General features: G+C 66.2%; 15 protein-coding genes and 1 riboswitch. Of the genes, 7 read left to right on the plus strand and 8 right to left on the minus strand.

Annotated features, from left to right (window positions below; all coding sequences use genetic code 11):
* The first annotated feature begins 181 nt into the window (after window positions 1-181).
* The 4 genes from M4J40_RS12765 to M4J40_RS12780 all read left to right on the plus strand — a co-directional run bounded on the left by M4J40_RS12765 (window position 182) and on the right by M4J40_RS12780 (window position 6349).
* Complete coding sequence (locus tag M4J40_RS12765) at window positions 182-1723, plus strand: ATP-binding protein (RefSeq protein ID WP_251754528.1); 1542 nt, start codon at window positions 182-184, stop codon at window positions 1721-1723.
* Window positions 1724-1792: 69 nt separating this feature from the next.
* A complete protein-coding gene (locus M4J40_RS12770; protein WP_251754529.1) occupies window positions 1793-4513 on the plus strand; it encodes a DUF2339 domain-containing protein in 2721 nt (906 codons plus the stop codon).
* A gap of 52 nt (window positions 4514-4565) precedes the next feature.
* Window positions 4566-5111: a helix-turn-helix transcriptional regulator gene (locus M4J40_RS12775; protein ID WP_251754530.1), complete on the plus strand. Its 546-nt coding sequence runs from the start codon at window positions 4566-4568 to the stop codon at window positions 5109-5111.
* A gap of 56 nt (window positions 5112-5167) precedes the next feature.
* Window positions 5168-6349: an MFS transporter gene (locus tag M4J40_RS12780; protein ID WP_251754531.1), complete on the plus strand. Its 1182-nt coding sequence runs from the start codon at window positions 5168-5170 to the stop codon at window positions 6347-6349.
* A 7-nt stretch (window positions 6350-6356) separates the two neighbouring features.
* Here the strand turns inward: M4J40_RS12780 and M4J40_RS12785 are convergent, their stop codons facing one another.
* Together M4J40_RS12785 and M4J40_RS12790 are read right to left on the minus strand one after the other, a co-directional pair.
* Window positions 6357-6968 (minus strand): manganese efflux pump MntP family protein, encoded by a 612-nt coding sequence (locus tag M4J40_RS12785; RefSeq protein ID WP_311134125.1) that lies wholly within the window; start codon window positions 6966-6968, stop codon window positions 6357-6359.
* A riboswitch (yybP-ykoY riboswitch) is annotated at window positions 6925-7096 on the minus strand. Its footprint overlaps the gene before it by 44 nt.
* 242 nt (window positions 7097-7338) lie before the next feature.
* Complete coding sequence (locus M4J40_RS12790) at window positions 7339-8208, minus strand: NAD(P)-dependent oxidoreductase (protein WP_251755595.1); 870 nt, start codon at window positions 8206-8208, stop codon at window positions 7339-7341.
* Between the two features lie 175 nt (window positions 8209-8383).
* Between M4J40_RS12790 and M4J40_RS12795 the strand changes: the two genes are divergently transcribed.
* Window positions 8384-8659 carry a glycine zipper domain-containing protein gene (locus tag M4J40_RS12795; RefSeq protein ID WP_251754532.1) on the plus strand — a complete coding sequence of 92 codons (276 nt, stop codon included), beginning with the start codon at window positions 8384-8386 and terminating at the stop codon, window positions 8657-8659.
* Window positions 8660-8748: 89 nt separating this feature from the next.
* Here M4J40_RS12795 and M4J40_RS12800 read toward each other — a convergent pair whose 3' ends face one another.
* The 4 genes from M4J40_RS12800 to M4J40_RS12815 all read right to left on the minus strand — a co-directional run bounded on the left by M4J40_RS12800 (window position 8749) and on the right by M4J40_RS12815 (window position 12201).
* Window positions 8749-9576, minus strand: coding sequence for an ABC transporter permease (locus tag M4J40_RS12800; RefSeq protein ID WP_251754533.1), 828 nt, complete (start codon window positions 9574-9576; stop codon window positions 8749-8751).
* Window positions 9576-10286, minus strand: a complete 711-nt coding sequence (locus tag M4J40_RS12805) for an ABC transporter permease (protein WP_251754534.1) — start codon at window positions 10284-10286, stop codon at window positions 9576-9578. The genes M4J40_RS12800 and M4J40_RS12805 overlap by 1 nt, the downstream gene beginning before the upstream one ends.
* Window positions 10287-10490: 204 nt before the next feature.
* Complete coding sequence (locus M4J40_RS12810; protein ID WP_251754535.1) at window positions 10491-11270, minus strand: ABC transporter substrate-binding protein; 780 nt, start codon at window positions 11268-11270, stop codon at window positions 10491-10493.
* A 247-nt stretch (window positions 11271-11517) separates the two neighbouring features.
* Window positions 11518-12201 (minus strand): NTP transferase domain-containing protein, encoded by a 684-nt coding sequence (locus M4J40_RS12815; RefSeq protein ID WP_251754536.1) that lies wholly within the window; start codon window positions 12199-12201, stop codon window positions 11518-11520.
* 114 nt (window positions 12202-12315) lie between these two features.
* Between M4J40_RS12815 and apbC the strand changes: the two genes are divergently transcribed.
* On the plus strand, window positions 12316-13440 hold the full coding sequence (gene apbC / locus M4J40_RS12820) for an iron-sulfur cluster carrier protein ApbC (RefSeq protein WP_257235213.1): 1125 nt from the start codon (window positions 12316-12318) through the stop codon (window positions 13438-13440).
* A gap of 64 nt (window positions 13441-13504) precedes the next feature.
* Here apbC and M4J40_RS12825 read toward each other — a convergent pair whose 3' ends face one another.
* Both M4J40_RS12825 and M4J40_RS12830 read right to left on the minus strand, forming a co-directional pair.
* The gene (locus M4J40_RS12825) at window positions 13505-14404 is read right to left on the minus strand and encodes a DMT family transporter (RefSeq protein WP_251754537.1); all 900 of its coding nucleotides are present in this window, start codon (window positions 14402-14404) and stop codon (window positions 13505-13507) included.
* Window positions 14405-14504: 100 nt separating this feature from the next.
* Complete coding sequence (locus tag M4J40_RS12830) at window positions 14505-15500, minus strand: MDR family oxidoreductase (RefSeq protein ID WP_251754538.1); 996 nt, start codon at window positions 15498-15500, stop codon at window positions 14505-14507.
* A 227-nt stretch (window positions 15501-15727) separates the two neighbouring features.
* Between M4J40_RS12830 and M4J40_RS12835 the strand changes: the two genes are divergently transcribed.
* A complete protein-coding gene (locus M4J40_RS12835) occupies window positions 15728-16963 on the plus strand; it encodes a cell wall hydrolase (RefSeq protein ID WP_251754539.1) in 1236 nt (411 codons plus the stop codon).
* Window positions 16964-17096 lie beyond the last annotated feature (133 nt).

Here is a 17096-nt window from a genome sequence, read left to right on the forward strand (position 1 = left end):
TTTTGCAAGTCAATGTGACGCCAAATAAGAATTTTTTTCCTAGCCTTGTCAAGCGGCGCTAGGTCGAGATGCCCCGCCTCGGGGCGTCGCATACCATTTGTTAACCATAAGAACGAACCGGGCGTTAGGGAAAATTGGGCTTTAGTGTGGCCGAACAATTGGCTGGAAGTTGGCACTACGCATGATCCTGGGCTCGGACCAGTCGCAGACCGCTCGCCTGGAGCAAAACAGGCAACGCTCGATGCGCCGACGCGACGTGACGCGCGCTGTGCGGGATGTGCGTGAGCGCCTGTCTTCGGATTCCGGCACGCGCCCCGCCTTCGATTATGAGATCCTGCTGGAATACGCCCGCAACCGCCTGTCGAGCTGGTTGCCGGTGGGCCTGCTCATCCTGGCGCTCGGCGGCACCGCAGCCTACTGGATGACATACCGGTACGTCGCGATCTGGGCCGGCGCGGTGTTCATCGCCCACACGTTGATCGGCCTCACCGCGCGGCGCTTCAGCCAGACGCCGGCCGGGGCGGTCAGCCTCAAGTACTGGCGCCGGCAGTTCATGATCGCCGAGGGGCTGTTCGGGCTCGTCTTCTCCGCCCTGTTCTTCCTGCCCGGCGCCACCTTCGGCAACACGGGCACCTTTACCTTCGGCGCGTTGCTCACCGCCATCGCCGTGCTGGCCATGGTGGCAAGCAACCTGCCGCGCGCCGTGGTGTTCAGCACGCTGCCGATCGCCATCGGCGGCGCCCTGAAGCTCGCCATGGGCCGGGGCTTCGTCGACTATTCGATGGCCAGTTTCCTGGTGCTGGCGGAAGTCTTCTTCGTGCTGCTCGCCTATCGCCTCTACGAGTCGACGCTCACCATGATGGAGTTCCGCGTCGAGAAGGACGCGCTGATCGTCGAGCTCGAACAGGCCAAGGTCATCTCCGACGACAGCCGCCGCCGGGCCGAGGAAGCCAACCTCGCCAAGTCGCGCTTCCTAGCCACCATGAGCCATGAGCTCCGCACCCCGCTCAACGCCATCCTCGGCTTCTCCGAGATCATGATGAACGAGGTGTTCGGGCCGGTCGGCAACGAGCACTACAAGGGATACGCGGCCGACATCCATACGTCGGGCCAGCATCTTCTGAAGCTGATCAACGAGATTCTCGACCTGTCGCGCATAGAGGCCGGCCGCTACCAGATCAACGAGGAAGCGGTGACGCTGTCCTTCCTGGCCGAGGAATGCCACCACCTTCTGAAGCTCAAGGCCAAGTCGAAGAACCTGACCATCATCGAGCAGTTCGAGCCGGACCTGCCGAAGATCTGGGCCGACGAGCGGGCGGTGCGTCAGATCATTCTCAATCTGCTTTCCAACGCGGTAAAGTTTACCCAGCCCGGCGGCGAGATCCTCATCCGTCTCGGCTGGACGGCCGGCGGCGGCCAGTATGTGTCGGTGCGCGACAACGGCCCCGGCATTCCCGAGAACGAAATTCCCATCGTGCTCCAGGCCTTCGGCCAAGGGTCGCTTGCCATCCAGACCGCCGAACAGGGTACCGGTCTCGGCCTTCCCATCTGCGTGGCGCTGATGCAGATGCACGACGGCGCCCTCGATCTCCAGTCGAAGCTACGCGAGGGAACCGAGGTGACCATCACGTTCCCACCGTCGCGTGTCATGGAAGTGATGCCCCCCATCGAGGAGGGCTCTTCCGGGCGCGGAAAGCGGGCCGGACAACGCCACTACGCCTGAAGCTAGGAGCCATTCCGAAAAACCGCTCCATCGGCTATCACTGCTTTCCCAACGGGAAACAGTCGCGCCATGGATGACCTTCTGCTTGTTGCCGCTCTCATCGTCTTCACGATCCTCATCGGTTCGGTGCTCGGCATCGTCGCCTTCGCCAGAACTCGCGAGCTGCGGCAACGCATCGAGCTCCTGGAAATCGCTTTGCGCGCGGCGAAGTCCTCGGCGCCACTCGCCGGGGCGGTGTCCGTAGCCCCTCCCGAGGCCACGCGAGCCGACGATAGTATCGAAGCTCCCTCCCCTGCCCCCGAAACGCCGAACCCTGCCGCCGACGATGGCGACAACGGCGAACGTATCGACGAGTTGCCGCAGGCAGCCGTGGTCGAACCGATCGCCGCCCGAACCTCGCTGGAAGAAAAGATCGGCAGTCGCTGGGCCGTCTGGGTCGGCGGGCTGGCGCTCGGGCTCGGCGGCATCTTCCTCGTCCGCTACTCCATCGAAGCCGGTCTGCTCGGTCCGGCGGCGCGGGTGCTGCTCGGCCTCGTCTTCTCGACCGTGCTGCTGGCCGGCGGCGAGTGGCTCCGCCGCTCGGGCTTTGCCGAGGCAGCCGACGGCCCGACCCGGCGCGCCTATGTTCCCGGCGTGCTGGCCGCCGCCGGCGCGGTGTCGGCCTTCGCTTCAGTCTATGCCGCTTACGGCCTCTATGGCCTGGTCGGTCCGGCCTTCGCCTTCGTCGCGCTTGGCGTCGTCGGCATCGCCACATTGGTCTTGGCGCTCCGTCACGGACCGGCGCTGGCCGCGCTCGGCCTCATCGCCGCCTATGCGACGCCCCTTCTCGTCTCCAGCAACGAACCGGCGCTGTTGCCGCTGGTGGTCTATCTCGCCGCGGTCTCCGCTGCCACCTATGGCGTCGCGCGCCTGCGCCTGTGGCGCTGGCTCGCCATTACGGCGACGGCCGCCAATGTCCTGTGGTCGCTACTGCTGTCGGTCACCATCGTGACCATCGGCCACACCGCCGACCAGCTCTACGTTGCCGCCCATTTGCTGATATCGCTGCTGCTAGCCGCGGTGGTCTTCGTGACCAGCCACGCGCCACGCGACCGCACGACGGATGCTGCTTTCGACAGGACGGCGCTCGCCGCCATCAGCCTGTTCGTGCTGCCGCTCATTGCCTTCGTGGCAGCCGCCGGAACGGGAGCGCTGACCGTCACGCTCATCGCCATCATCGCGCTCATGCTGATGGCGCTCGCCTCGGAATGGCCGGCGGCGCGTGGCCTCGCGGTGACGGCGCTCGTCGTCACCCTCCTCGCCTACGGCCTTCTCAACGTGACGGTGTCCAACATCGTCATCGACCCGGTCACCGGACAGCCGACCGTCGCCGACTTTGCCGACCTTCTGGCCTCGCCCTCCGGCAGCGACTATCTCGGCATCGGCATCCTGTTCGGACTGATCCTGACGGTGGCGGGTCTTGCCGGCGCCATCGCCTCGCGCGGGCGGCCGCAACTTTCCGTGGCAGGCGCTTTCGCGTCGCCGGGGCTGATCGTCTTCGCCTATCTCAACACCAGTCGCGATCTCTCGGCCTCGCCGGCCTTCGCCGTCGCGGCGCTGGTGGCGGCGATCTATCTCGCCTCGGTGACCGAATACCTCGGCCGCCGCCTCGCCAGCGATGCCAAGGGGCGCGACGGCGCCATCGCCGCCTATGCTGTGGGCTGCATCACCGCACTGGGCGCGGCGCTGACCATCGCCTTCGAGCGGGGCATGCTGACCGTCTCGCTGGCGCTGCTGGTGGCCGCCATCGCGTGGGTGGAAACGCGACGACCGGTCGCCGCGCTGCGCCCGACCGCGCTAGCCGTCGCCGCCGTGGTGGTCGCCCGCGTCGCCTGGGACCCGCGTATCGTCGGTGGCGATCTCGGCACGACAATCCTGTTCAACCCGCTGCTCTACGGCTACGGCGTGCCGACACTGGCCTTCGCCTATACGGCCTGGCGCTTCGGCCGTACGCCGGGCGATCCGCGTCTCGTGCCGGTGTTCGAGGCGCTGGCCGTCGTCTTCACGGCGCTGACGGCAACCGTCGAGGTCCATCACGCCATGAACGGCGGCGATCTCTTCGCGCCCGTTTCGAGCCTTGCCGAGCAAAGCCTCTTGACCATGGTGATGCTGGCGATCTCGCTCGGCCTCAACTGGCTCGGCGCCCGCCGTCCGTCGCCGGTGATGATCTGGGGCGTACCGCTGTTCGGCGGCTTCGGCCTGATCATGGCGGCCATCGGTCTACTGATCGTCAAGAACCCCGTACTGACGGGCGAGTGGATCGACGGCGGCGCCTTCGATGGCACGCTGCTTCTCGGCTATCTCGGGCCAGCCGCTCTCGCCCTGTCGATCACCGGCGTCGCACAACGCCGCAAGGACCTGCCACGCTATGCCGTTCCGATCGCCGCCACGGTCGGCGGCCTGCTCATCGCCATGTGGGCGACGCTGGCCGTGCGCGCCGGATGGCATGTGGGCAATCTCGGCTGGGGCGGCGTGGAGGAAGGCGAGCTCTACGCCTACTCGGCCGTCTGGCTGGTGCTGGGTCTCGTCGTTCTGTCCATCGGCTTCCTCACCGCGAGCCGGGCGGTACGCACGGTGGCGGCGGTAATCGTCGCCGGCGTGGTGGCCAAGGTGTTCCTGATCGACACCGCCGGCCTCACCGGGGCACTCAGGGCCTTGTCCTTCATCGGCCTCGGCGGGGTGCTGGTAGCGATCGGCCTTGCTTATCAGACAGTGCTGCGCCGCCAGCGGAAAGACTTGCCGGGGAGCTGAGGCGGACGTACCTTCTCGACCCCGCCGAAGCCGGCGGCCGAGATTGATCGCCATGGTTCCAACCCTGCCGCTCAGGCATCTGCGCCGCCTTGCCGGCATGAAGCAGTCGCACCTTGCCGACCTGATGGGCGTCACCCAGCCCACGGTCTCGCGCTGGGAGAACGGCAGCCTGCCGCTGACCCTCGAGCAAGCGCGCGCCTTGCAGGCCATTTTCGCGGCGCGCCCAGATCCGGCGCAAGACGCGGCCTTGAAGCGACTGGTCGAGACATCGACGAGTCCGGTCCACCTCATCTGCGACCGCACGCACCGGCTGCTCGCCGCTTCGCGGGCGCGCGCCGCCGACTGGCGGGCCAGCATCGACGACTATTTGGGACGATCGCTGCTGGTCTATGCCTCCGATGAGATCCTGGCGGCGGAAGCCCGCCTCAAGGAGTTGGGCTGGTACGACGGCGAGCTCGGATCGCTCGCCTTCGACACCGGCGCCAACGGCGACCCCGACATTCCCATCCGCCCCGGCCCGATGCTGTGGGAGCGGGTGCGGCTGTCCGACGGTTCTGCCGGCCGACTCGTCACGTCCTTCTATGATCGCCCCGCATAAAACATGCGTGGAATCTGACCGAAAGCGTTGCTAGCCGTCGTCCAAAAGGATTGACGATGATGACCCGACGCTGGCCGACCATTCTTCTCCTCTGGTTCGCGGGGGTGCTTGCCGCCGCCCAACTCGGCAAGATGGCGGCACTGATACCGGCCATTCGCGCCGATCTCGACCTCTCCCTGACGAGCGCCGGGCTGATGGTGTCGCTGATCGAGGCCGGAGGCGCCAGCCTCGGGGCCATCGCCGGCATCGTAGCCGCTCGCTTCTCCGGCCGCGCCGTGCTTGCGATGGGCGCGGGGCTCGTGGCGACGGCCGGCATGGCGGCGGCCCTGGCGCCCGACGCGACGCTGCTTTACGCCGCCCGCCTGATCGAAAGCATCGGCTACCTGATGGTGGTCATCGCCGCGCCAAGCCTGATCGCCATGACGGCCGGCCGTGACAGCGGCGCGGCGCTGGCCCTCTGGAGCACTTTCGTGCCCATCGGCATCGCCTCCGGCACCATCCTGTCCGGCCTCGCCGCCAGCTGGATCGACTGGCGTCTGATTCTCGTCTTCTGGGCGCTGGCCGTGCTGACGACGCTGCCGGGAACGCTCCGCCTGCCGACCATGGCCGAGCACCGGCAGACAGGGTTCGCGGTGCCGCCGCTGGCGATCTGGGCGCTCGCCCTGGGCTTTGGCTTCTACACCACGCTGGAAGTGGGCGTCCTCGGCATGCTGCCGGCCTATCTGTCGGACGCCTGGGGCCTGTCGATCGGCTCCGCCGGCGTCATTACCGGCGTCGCATCGGCCGCGACGATCGCCGGAAGTTTCGCGGCGGCACGCCTGATCGGAAGCGGCGATGACGCGCGACGTCCGCTGACGCTGGTCGCCATCGGTCTCGCGGTACCGGCAGCGCTGTTCTTCGTCGGCTTTCCCGGCGAAGGTCTTGCGTCGGCGTTGTCGGGGCCAGCCGTCGCGGCGGCGGTGATCGCCGCCAACGCCGTCTCCGGCCTCGTCGCCGCCGTCGCCTTCGCCCGTCTGCCGATGCTGTTGCGCCGAAGCGGCGCGGCCCTGTCGCTGATCACCGCTTCGAACGGCGTGTTCGCGCAGTTCGGCGCGGCGGGCTCGCTGATCGGTCCGCCGCTCGTCGGCTATGTGGCGAGCCACGGGGGCTGGTCGGTGGTCGCACCGGTGGTGGCGGGGTTGTCGCTCGCCTCGTTCGCCGGCTTTGCGCTGGGAGAGCGAGTCGCCGCTAGAGGATAAGGACCGATCAGGCGATCAGGTGTTCGCGAAGAATCAGACAGCCGAGGCCGATCAGCACCAGACCGCCGACCACTTCGGCCGACCGTCCGAACCTGTTGCCGATCAGCCGCCCCATCATCACTCCGCCGGCCGACATCAGAAAGGTGGTGGCGCCGATGGCGGCCACGATGACGAGGATGTTGGCCTTGACGAAGGCGAGCGATACGCCGACCGCCATGGCGTCGATGGAGGTGCCGACGGCGGTCATCAGCAGCGTCACCGGGGTACCGATGAAGCTGACTTCCTCGCCCTCCTCTTCCGCGTCGCGAAAGGCGAGGAGAACCATGCGGCCGCCGACCAACGTCAGCAGGCCAAAGGCCAGCCAATGATCGAAACTCGCCACATAGGAACTGGCGGCGGCGCCCGCCGCCCAGCCGACCAGCGGCGTGATCATCTGCACGATGGCGAAGACCGCGCCGACCAGCAGGGCATCGCAGAAGCGGCACTGGCGCCGAAGGCTCGCGCCGCCGCCGACCGAAGCAAGCAAGCTGTCGATGGACATGCCCACGGCGAGCACGGCGATGGAGATCGGAGACATCGGCGGGTACCAGTCGAGCGCAGAACCGGATGGCGTCGTCACATCTCGCCCGTAGATGGCGCCACCACGGTCTTGCCGAGCCTTTTGGCCGACCGCGCCACGCAATGAGTGCGAGCATGTTGACGCGATCCCGTCTTCATCGACGGTGGCTACTCCCCGATAGGGTTCGGATACCCAGCCCAAACCACAAAATCAAGCAATTTCAAATACTTATATGAAAATGACAATCATTTGCAACTACAAGATCCAAACCGCGAACGAGTTAGGATTGGCTATGGCATTGACAAAACTGCCATTCTGCTTTCGAGCATGCGCGAGCACCGGAAGGCCCCTCCCGCCCTGCACGAGGCGAATGGCACCCATGCCCGGAGCGGCCGGCGACCAACGTCGCGGGTCGCTCCGGTGGTCCCCATCACTTCTCCAAGCGGGCAATCAGGCTCGACGTATCCCACCGGTTGCCGCCGGAGGCCTGAACGTCGGCGTAGAACTGGTCGACCAGCGCGGTGAGCGGCAGGCGGGCGCCAGTGCGCCGCGCCTCGTCGAGCACGATGCCGAGGTCCTTGCGCATCCAGTCGACGGCGAAGCCGAAATCGAACTTGCCGGCTGTCATGGTCTGCCAGCGATTCTCCATCTGCCAGCTCTGGGCAGCGCCCTTGGAGATGGCGGCGATGGTCTTCTCGACGTCGAGACCGGCCGACTTGGCGAAGTGGATGGCCTCGGCAAGGCCCTGCACCACGCCGGCGATGCAGATCTGGTTGACCATCTTGGCGAGCTGTCCCGAACCGGACGGGCCCAGGTGAACGATCATCTTGGCATAGGCATCCATCACCGGCTCGGCGGCGGCGAAGCTCTTGTCAGTGCCGCCGACCATGATGGTCAGCGCGCCGTTCTCGGCGCCGGCCTGGCCACCGGACACCGGCGCATCAAGGAAATCGAGGCCGAGGGCGGCGGCCTTTTCCTGAAGTTCGCGGGCGACACCGGCCGAGGCGGTGGTGTGATCGACGAAGATAGCGCCAGGCTTCATGCCGGCGAACGCGCCATCCGGACCGAGCACGACGGAGCGGAGATCGTCGTCGTTGCCGACGCAGGCAAACACGAAGTCGGCCTCCGTCGCCGCTTCGCGCGGCGTCGGCGCAGCCCGCCCGCCGAAGGCCTCGACCCAGGCCTGCGCCTTGGCGGCGGTGCGGTTGTAGACCGTCACCTCGTGCCCGCCCCGCGTCCGGAGGTGACCGGCCATCGGGTAGCCCATAACGCCGAGCCCGAGAAATACGACCTTTGCCATCATGAACCTCATCTATCCATTCACAGTGTTTTCGCTTATTGTCGTAGGCGCTTGTTCTTGCCGCATCTATCAAATGACGCGGTGGCAAACCAGATGGCGGCGAAGCCGCGGCGCGGGGAACCCTATCGCCGCTGACGCGTTGAAGTCACCGACAGGACCAGATTTGGAGGCAGTCATGAAAGTTCTCGCTATAGCAGTTACCGTGCTGGCACTCGGCCTCGGCGCCTGCGCCAACCAGACGCCCACCCAGCAGCGGGTCACCACGGGCGCGGCCGTGGGCGCGCTGGGCGGCGCGGCGGTCGGCGCCATTGCCGGCGGCGGCAAGGGAGCCCTGATCGGCACTGCCATTGGCGGCATCGGCGGAGCGGCCATTGCCGGTGCGACCGCGCCCCGCGAAGACTGCATCGCCTATGATCGCTACGGCAAGCCCTACCGGACCGCCTGCCGCTAACGGCCTGAAACGGCCGGACAGCCTCCGGCTTCCATAAGAATGCTCGCAAGGCCCGAAGCCCATCGCTTCGGGCCTTGTCGTTTTGGGCCTCATCGCCTGAGGTGACGCGTCAGGCGACGTTCCATCATCTCCCACAGCCTACGCAGAACCTCCACGGTGATCAGATAGATCACCGCCGCCCAGATGTAGATCTGCAGGTCGTAGGTCTTGGAGAAGGCGTAGCGAGTCTGCCCCATCAGGTCGAGGACGGTGATGATCGAGGCGATGGCCGAGCCCTTGATCATCAGGATCACCTCATTGCCGTAGGGGCGGAGGGCGGTGATCAGGGCCTGGGGCAGGATGACCTTGAACATGGTGGTGAAAGGCCGCAGCCCCAGCGAGTCGGCCGCCTGCCACTGGCCGGACGGCACGGCCCGGATGGCGCCGGCGAGAATCTCCGCCTGATAGGCCGCCGTATTGAGTGAGAAGGTGAAGATGGCGCAGAAGTAGGCGTCCCGGAAGAACACCCAGAGGCCGGCCGCCTTCAGCACATCGGTGAACTGGCCGGCGCCGTAGTAGACGAGGAAGGTCTGGGCCAGAAGCGGCGTGCCACGGAAGAAATAGGAATAGCCGAAGGCGATGCCGCCGATGATCGGATTGTGCGACAGCCGGCCGATGACGACGGGGATGGAGATCAGCGCCCCGAGCACGATGGACATGGCCACCAGCTTCACGGTCACCCAGATTCCACTCAGGATTCGCGGTCCGTACTTCGCCACTTTCTCGGGGTCGTAGCCGGCGACAAGCATGTAGACGATGGAGAGGGCAAGGGCCGCCCACAGCATCATCAGCACCAGACCGGTGATCCGGGCGCTCGTCCACGTGCGGCGCTTCGCCACTGGAGGACGCTCGGTGGAGGGGGCGTCGACATAGGTCATCAGCGTCTCCCCTGCCCGCGCTCGGCCCAGGCCGAAATGCGGCGCAATCCGACGGAGGAGATGATCGACATGACGAGATAGAGCGAGCAGGCCACGAAGAAGAAGAAGAAGGCCTGCTTGGTGACCCCGACGGCGATGTTGGTATTGCGCAGCAGATCGGTGAGACCGATCACCGACACCAGCGACGTGTCTTTCAGAAGGATGAGCCACAGGTTGGACAGCCCCGGCAGGGCCAGCCGGACAAGCTGAGGAACGATGATGAGCAGCATGGTGCGAAAGCGGGAAAGGCCAAGCGCGTAGGCGCCCTCATACTGGCCGACGGTGATGCCCTTGAAGGCCGACAGGAAAACCTCGCTGGCATAGGACGAGAACATCAAAGCCAGCGCGATCATGCCGGCGAGATAGCTGTTCACCTCGAAGGCGCGCCCGAACAGAAGACGCCAGAGCGCCGACATGGCCATCTGACCGCCGTAGTAGATCAGGAACAGCGTGAGGAGCTCGGGAAGGCCGCGAAAGATCGTCGTGTAGACGTTGGCGGCCTTGCGCAGGAGCGGCTCGGAAGAATTCTTGGCGACGGCGATCAGAAAGCCGATCAGAAGGCCGAGCGGCAAGGTCGCCAGCGCCAGCGTCACCGTCACCAGCACACCATGCGCCAGTTCGTCGCCCCAGCCGCTGTCGCCGAAGGCCAGCAGTTCCATATAATTGGCCATCCGGCCGGTCTCCCCGTCGACACCCCTGCCATGATGGCCCGTTCCGCCACCATTTCCCGCTCACGAGCCGCCGCTTCTGTCGATCGGGTCGGTCAACCTGATCGGCGGGTGCCCTCGCGGGACTCTCGCCTTACAACAAGCGCGGGACTGCCGTCAAAAAGCAAATCCCGCGCCGTTTCAATCGGTGATTATGAGTACTCGAAATCAGCCGCCGTAGACGTCGAAGTCGAAGTACTTCTTGTTGATCTCCTCGTACTTGCCATTGGCGCGGATCGCCTTGATGGCAGCGGAGAACATGTCGCGCAGATCGGTGTCCTCCTTGCGAACGCCGACACCGGCGCCAGGACCGTGAATCTCGAGCACCGGAGTAACCATGCCGACCAGCTTGCAGCAGGCGCCAGCTTCGGTCTTCAGCCACTCCGACAGGACGACGCTATCATCGTTGGCGGCATCGAGACGGCCGTTGGCGAGATCGAGCTTGTACTCGTCGGCGGTCGGATAGGACTTGAGCTCGCTTTCGGTCAGGACCTTCTCGACATAGTCGGCGTGCATGGTTGAAACTTGGGCGCCCACGGTCTTGCCGGCGAGATCCTCAGGCGTGACGCCCTTGATGTCCGTGTCCTTGGGAGCAACGATGGCCGGCGGCGTGTTGTAGTACTTCTCGGAGAAGTCGATGACCTTCTTGCGCTCCGGCGTAATCGACATGGAGGCGATGATGCCGTCGAACTTGCCGGCGAGCAGCGCCGGGATCATGCCGTCCCAATCCTGGGCGACCACCTCGCACTCGACCTTCATCTCCTCGCAAAGGGCGAGCGCGATGTCGACGTCGAAGCCCTTGAGCTTGCCGTCGGTGTCGACATAGTTGAAGGGCGGATAGGCGCCTTCGGTACCGATGACGACCTTCTTCCACTCCTTGGCCGATGCGCCACCGAGCGACAGCGCCAGCAAGGCGGCGGCGGTGACGAGTGTCTTGGCAAACTTCATGATTGTCCCCTCTAGATCCGTTTGATCGACCGCCACAGTCGGCACAAGCGATCGCCCCGACGATCGTTGCTGCCGACAGACGGCTCCCTGTTCGTTTTCGGCGCGGCCGCCGGAGGAACTGGTGTCCTTCCTTGAAGTGACCTGCGCTGCCAAACCTTCCGCGAACCGACGCTCTGCCTAAACCTTGGGCTGGCGCCGATCCGCCTGCATCTTCATCTCATTCCGCGATCGGATGCAACCGGGGACATTATTGCGCCTGCCTAGATTCCGCACGCCGGGATGACCACGGACGACCCGAGCCGATCAGTTCGGCGGCGAAGGCAAGGTCGTCAGGCGTGTTGACGTTGAAGAACGGGTCGACCGTTCTGGCCCCGACACGGATCGGCGCGAACGGAACGCCGCGCGCGCCCTCGGCGGCGAGAAACGTCCCAACTCGCCGCTCCGCCCCGCCGACGAGGAACGCCCGAAGCCTTGGCGTGACCGAAAGCGGCCACAGCGCGCAGAGGGGCGCTTTCCCGCTCGGCCCCTCGGCGAACAGGATAGTGTCCGACCCGTCGGCACTGGCTGCCAGCGCGTCGGCCAACCCGGCGGGCAGGAACGGCAGATCGACCGGGACGGTCAGAAGGTGGGATGTCGGCGATGGCAGGGTCGTCGCGCGAGCAAGGCCGGCGAGAACGCCGGCAAGCGGCCCCTCGAAAGTTGCGCTCTCGTCATGGACGACGGGAAGCGCCAGGTCGGGCAAGCCGAGGCCGGGCGGCAGGTTGACGGCAAGATCGCCGACCTGCGGCGCCAGCGCCGCCACCGCCCGCGCCAGCAGCGTCGCACCGGCAAGTTCGGTCAGCGCCTTGGGCGTCTCCCCGCCCATGCGACTCGAGCGCCCTCCGGCGAGGATGAGACCGGCAAATCCGTTCATCCGGCGATAGAACGGCATGGAAGGAAAACCGACAAGCCCTCCGGAGTCATCCGCATGATTGCCCTGTCGCAAATACACTCCCGATCGCACGCTTTATGGATTAGGTAAGAGCCAAACAAATCGGAGCACGCCATGCCAAGCCTCAAGGAACAGGTCGCCGCCGCCCTCAGCAAGCTCTCCATGCCCGGCACCGGCAAGGATATCGTCGCAGCCGGCGCCGTGTCCGACATATACGAGAAGGACGGCAAGGTCATGCTGTCGATCTCCGTGCCGGCCGACAAGGCCTCACGGTTCGAGCCCATCCGCGCCGCGGCGGAAGCCGCCGTGAAGGCCATCCCCGGCGTCGTCAAGGCGACGGTGGCGCTGACCGCCGAGGTGGCGCCCGGCAGCGCGGCGCCCAAAGCGGCAGCGCAGGATCATGGCCACGGCCATTCCCACGCCATGCCGGCCAAGAACGGCATTCCCGGCGTCAAGTCGATCATCGCGGTCGCCTCGGGCAAGGGCGGCGTCGGCAAGTCGACCACGGCGGTGAACTTCGCGCTGGCTCTTTCGGCGCGTGGCCTCAAGGTGGGCATTCTCGACGCCGACATCTACGGCCCGTCCGTGCCGCGCCTGATGGGGCTTTCCGGCGACAAGCCGGAGGTCAACGAGGACCGCACGCTGGCGCCGCTCGAGAACTACGGCGTCAAGGTGATGTCGATCGGCTTCCTGGTCGACGAGGAAACACCGATGATCTGGCGGGCGCCGATGGCCGTGTCCGCCCTGACTCAGATGCTGCGCGAGAGCGCTTGGGGCGATCTCGACGTGCTGGTGGTCGACATGCCGCCGGGCACCGGCGACGTGCAGCTGACCATGGCCCAGCAGGTGCCGCTCACCGGCGCGGTCATCGTCTCGACCCCGCAGGACCTCGCGCTGCTCGACGCACGGCGCGGCGTCGCCATGTTCCAGAAGGTCGAGGTGCCCGTCCTCGGCATTGTCGAGAACATGGCCTATTTCATCTGCCCGAACTGCGGTACCCACCACGATATCTTCGGTCATGGCGGCGCCGCGCAGGAAGCGCGCCGCATCGGCGTGCCCTTCCTCGGCGAAGTGCCTCTTGAGATGAAGATCCGCGAGACGTCGGACGCCGGCCTGCCGGTGGTGGCCACCGAGCCGAACGGCCCGCACGCCGAATCCTATCTGGCCATCGCCGGCCAGGTTCTGGACACGCTCGCCGGCAAGCCCCAGCGCGCCGCGCCCCGCATCGTCATCGAATAAGGGCAGCCGAACATCCCGGAAAGAAAAGGGCGCTTCCGCCAACCGGCGGGGCGCCCTTTTTCATTCAGACGGCCGGGTCAGCCCGGCTGGCGAGCGTCTGGTGGCGAACCCGCTCGCGGTAGAAGATGTAGATGCCGGAGCCGACGACGATGGCGATACCGAGAAGCGTCAGGAGATCGGGCACGTCGCCCCAGATGATCCAGCCGAGCACAATGGCGAAGGGAATGGTCGAATAGCGGAACTGGGCGACCAGCGAGATGTCGCCGTGCCGCATGGCGTCGATCGAGAACTGAACGCCGAAGATGCAGGTGAGGCCGGCGATCACGATAAGCCCGAACTCAATCGCCGTCATCGCCTGCCAGACCTCGGTCGCCGACAGAAGACCGCAGGCGATCGTGACCATGATCTGGGTGGTGAGCGTCACCACCGCCGAGTTGGTGTCCGGCGCGATGAAGCGGGTGGAGAGCTCACGGACGGTGACGAAGGCCACCGACAACAGCGGCAGCAGCGCCCAACTGTTGAAGCCCTCGGGACCGGGGCGAACGATGATCAGGATGCCGCAGAAGCCGATGACCACCGACATCCAGCGCCGCCAGCCGACGAACTCGCCGAGAACGAGGGCGCCGGCAGCCGTGATGGCCAGCGGAGCGCCCTGCGAGATGGCGGACGCGTTGGCGATCGGCAGGTGAACGAGGCCCGAGAGGTAGACCACCGTCGCAAAGCCCTCGCAGATCGAGCGCGTCACCACGAAGCGCGAGACCTGCGTCCGCATGTTCGGCAGAAGGCCCATCCGCCAGACGGCGGCGAACACGATCGCCGTCGCAATGAGCGATCGGATGAAGAGCACCTCGCCGATCGGCAGATCGTCCGCCACGGCTTTGACGATGGTGTCGTTGATGAGAAAGAACAGGCAGCAGAGCAGCATCGCAACGATGCCGCGCAACGTCTCGCGAAAGTCGGTCATTTGGTGGGGGGCGCCTTCAAAGCGATCGATTCGGCGCACTATCGTTCATGGAACGATTCACGGCAAGTCGGTCGTTCTCAGGCCGTCTCGGAGACTCGTCTCAGCGGTCGCCGATCGCCACCACCGTCCGCCCGGCGATGCCGCCGTCGGCGATGCGACGGGCAGCGTCGATCGCCTCTGGCAGCCCGATCACCCGCGTCATCGCCGCGAGCCGGTCACGATCGACGATATCGGCAAGCCGGCTCCAGATCGCCTCGCGCCGCGCCGTCGGCACGTGAACGCTGTCGACGCCGATCAGGCTGACGCCTCGCAGGATGAAGGGAGCGACGCTGGTCGGAAGATCCATGCCGGCGGCGTTGCCGCAGGCGATGGCCGCGCCGCCTGCCTTCAGCATCGACAGCACATGCGCCAGCATGGTCGAACCGACCGTGTCGACGGCGGCTACCCAGCGTTCGCGAGCAAGCGGCTTTACCGCCCCTTCGAACACCTCACGACCGATCACCTCGGCGGCGCCGAGCCGGCGCAGCCGCTCGGCCTGTTCGGGACGCCCGGTCACCGCCGTGACGCTCCACCCTGCCCGCGCCAGCAGCATGACCGCCAGGGAGCCGACACCACCGGCCGCGCCAGTCACGACGGCCGGCCCGTCGGCAGGCGTGAGACCGAGACGGCCGAGCCTGTCGAACCCCTCGGCAACGGTGAGGCCGGCGGTGCCCAGCGCCATCGCCTGCTCCGGCGACAGGGTTGGGGGACGACGGACCAGCCAGTCGCCCGAGACGCGCATCCGCCCTGCCCAGCCGCCGAGATGCGTCTCGCCGATACCCCAGCCAGTCAGGATCACCTCGTCGCCCGGCCGCCAGCGCGCGTCTTCCGAAGTCGCCACCGTTGCGGCAACGTCGACGCCTGGCACCATGGGCCAGCGACGCACCACGGGAAGGCGGCCGGTCACGGCCAGTCCATCCTTGAAGTTCACCGCGGAGGCACGAACGGCAAGCGTGACATTTCCATCCATCAGGTCACGGTCGAAAAGACGGCCGAACCGCGCCTGTGTCTTCCCATCCCCATCCCGTTCAAGCACCACCGCAGCGAAATCCGTCATACTCAGTCCTTTCAAAGTCATCCGGTCATTTACCACGATGACCTGTCCGCCGACATCCCCGTTCCATCCGGCGATCGGCGTTTATCGCGGAAACCCGCCGCCGCCGCCCCATCGACCAGAGCGCATTAACGGCTTTTCAAGGTTAATCCGGCAGCATCGGACCAGGGATCAGTTTCGTTTCCGTCATCGTTTGTCTCAGTCCTGTTCCCGCCGGAGGCCGTCAGTCCATGCGTCGCGTTCCTCGTACCAGAGTCCGGCCCGGACACGGGCGCGTCGGGCTCGCCGCCGCAGGCGCGTTGTTCGTCGTCGCGGCCGCTTTCCCCACGTCCGTCGCCTATCAGGACATCGCCAGCCTCGTCGTCGACTCCATCAGCCCGGAGACGCGCTGGGCCGTGACGCTCGGCGTCGGCCCTGGAGGTGAAAGCAAGGTGGTCGCCCCCCGTCTCGGCGAGGTCAACGACGCTGCGGCGCGGCTCGAGATGAACGATGGGTCCATCGTCATCGAAGGCATGGGCGACGTCATCACCGGCGCGGTGGGCAACTCGGCCTTCGTCCCCGACGAGGATCGCATCGACCGCAGCTGGAAGGGCGACCTTCCGATGAGCGTCACCACGCCGCCGACGGCGCGGGGCTTTTCCGCCGGCTCGCTTACGCTGGGCGACGCCAGCCGCCTGACACCGCCGTCCGTGCTTCCCACCATGGCCTTTTCGGCGTCGTCGGCGCCGCTGTCCGTTCTGGCGGTATCACGCTTCATCGGCCCCAAGCCGACGACCGCCGTCGCCGACCTCGCGCCGACCACCATGCCGCTGCCCAAGCCCGACCAGACGATCCTGGTGGCCGCGAGCTATCCCTCGCGAGCCTATGCGCCCGCCGAGACCGGCGCCGCCGCTTCGGCGCTGCTCGCCGCCTACGCGCCCGACAGCTCGGTGGTCAGCCAGGACATGTTCGCCTCGCTGTTCGCCATGCCGGGCGACAAGCCCGAACCGCCGGCACCCGTGGTGCGCCCGGGCGATCACTGGTGGGCGGCCAACCCGCTGCCGGCCAACGTCTGGGACGACGCGCAGCAGAAGTGCCTCGCCGAGGCGATCTATTTCGAGTCCCGCTCCGAGCCGCGCAAGGGTCAGATCGCCGTCGCCCAGGTCGTGCTCAACCGCGTCAAGAACCCGGCCTATCCCGAGACCATCTGCAAGGTGGTCTACCAGAACCGCGACAGGTACAACGAGTGCCAGTTCTCGTTCGCCTGCGACGGCCGACGCGACGTCATCTTCGACAAGGTATCGTGGCGACGGGCCAAGCAACTGGCCGGAGAAGTGACAAGCGGCGCAGCCTGGCTCGACGAGGTCGGCACCGCCACCCACTATCACGCAACCTACGTACGGCCGAACTGGGCCAGCGTCTTCAAGAAGAAGGCGAAGATCGGCATGCACGTCTTCTACCAGACGATCAACGGTGGCTGGAGCTGAGCCAACAGGTTCGTCCGGCCGGTTTTGTTGACGATCCATCGGGTCTCTTGTCCATTCGCGCGTCTATTCGGGGATGACATTTTTCCCCGAACCGACTAATCAGACGCAGCATTGCAAGACGACCGGCGACACG

Origin of the sequence: Pleomorphomonas sp. JP5 (genome assembly GCF_023721815.1) — a bacterium.
GTDB lineage: Bacteria > Pseudomonadota > Alphaproteobacteria > Rhizobiales > Pleomorphomonadaceae > Pleomorphomonas.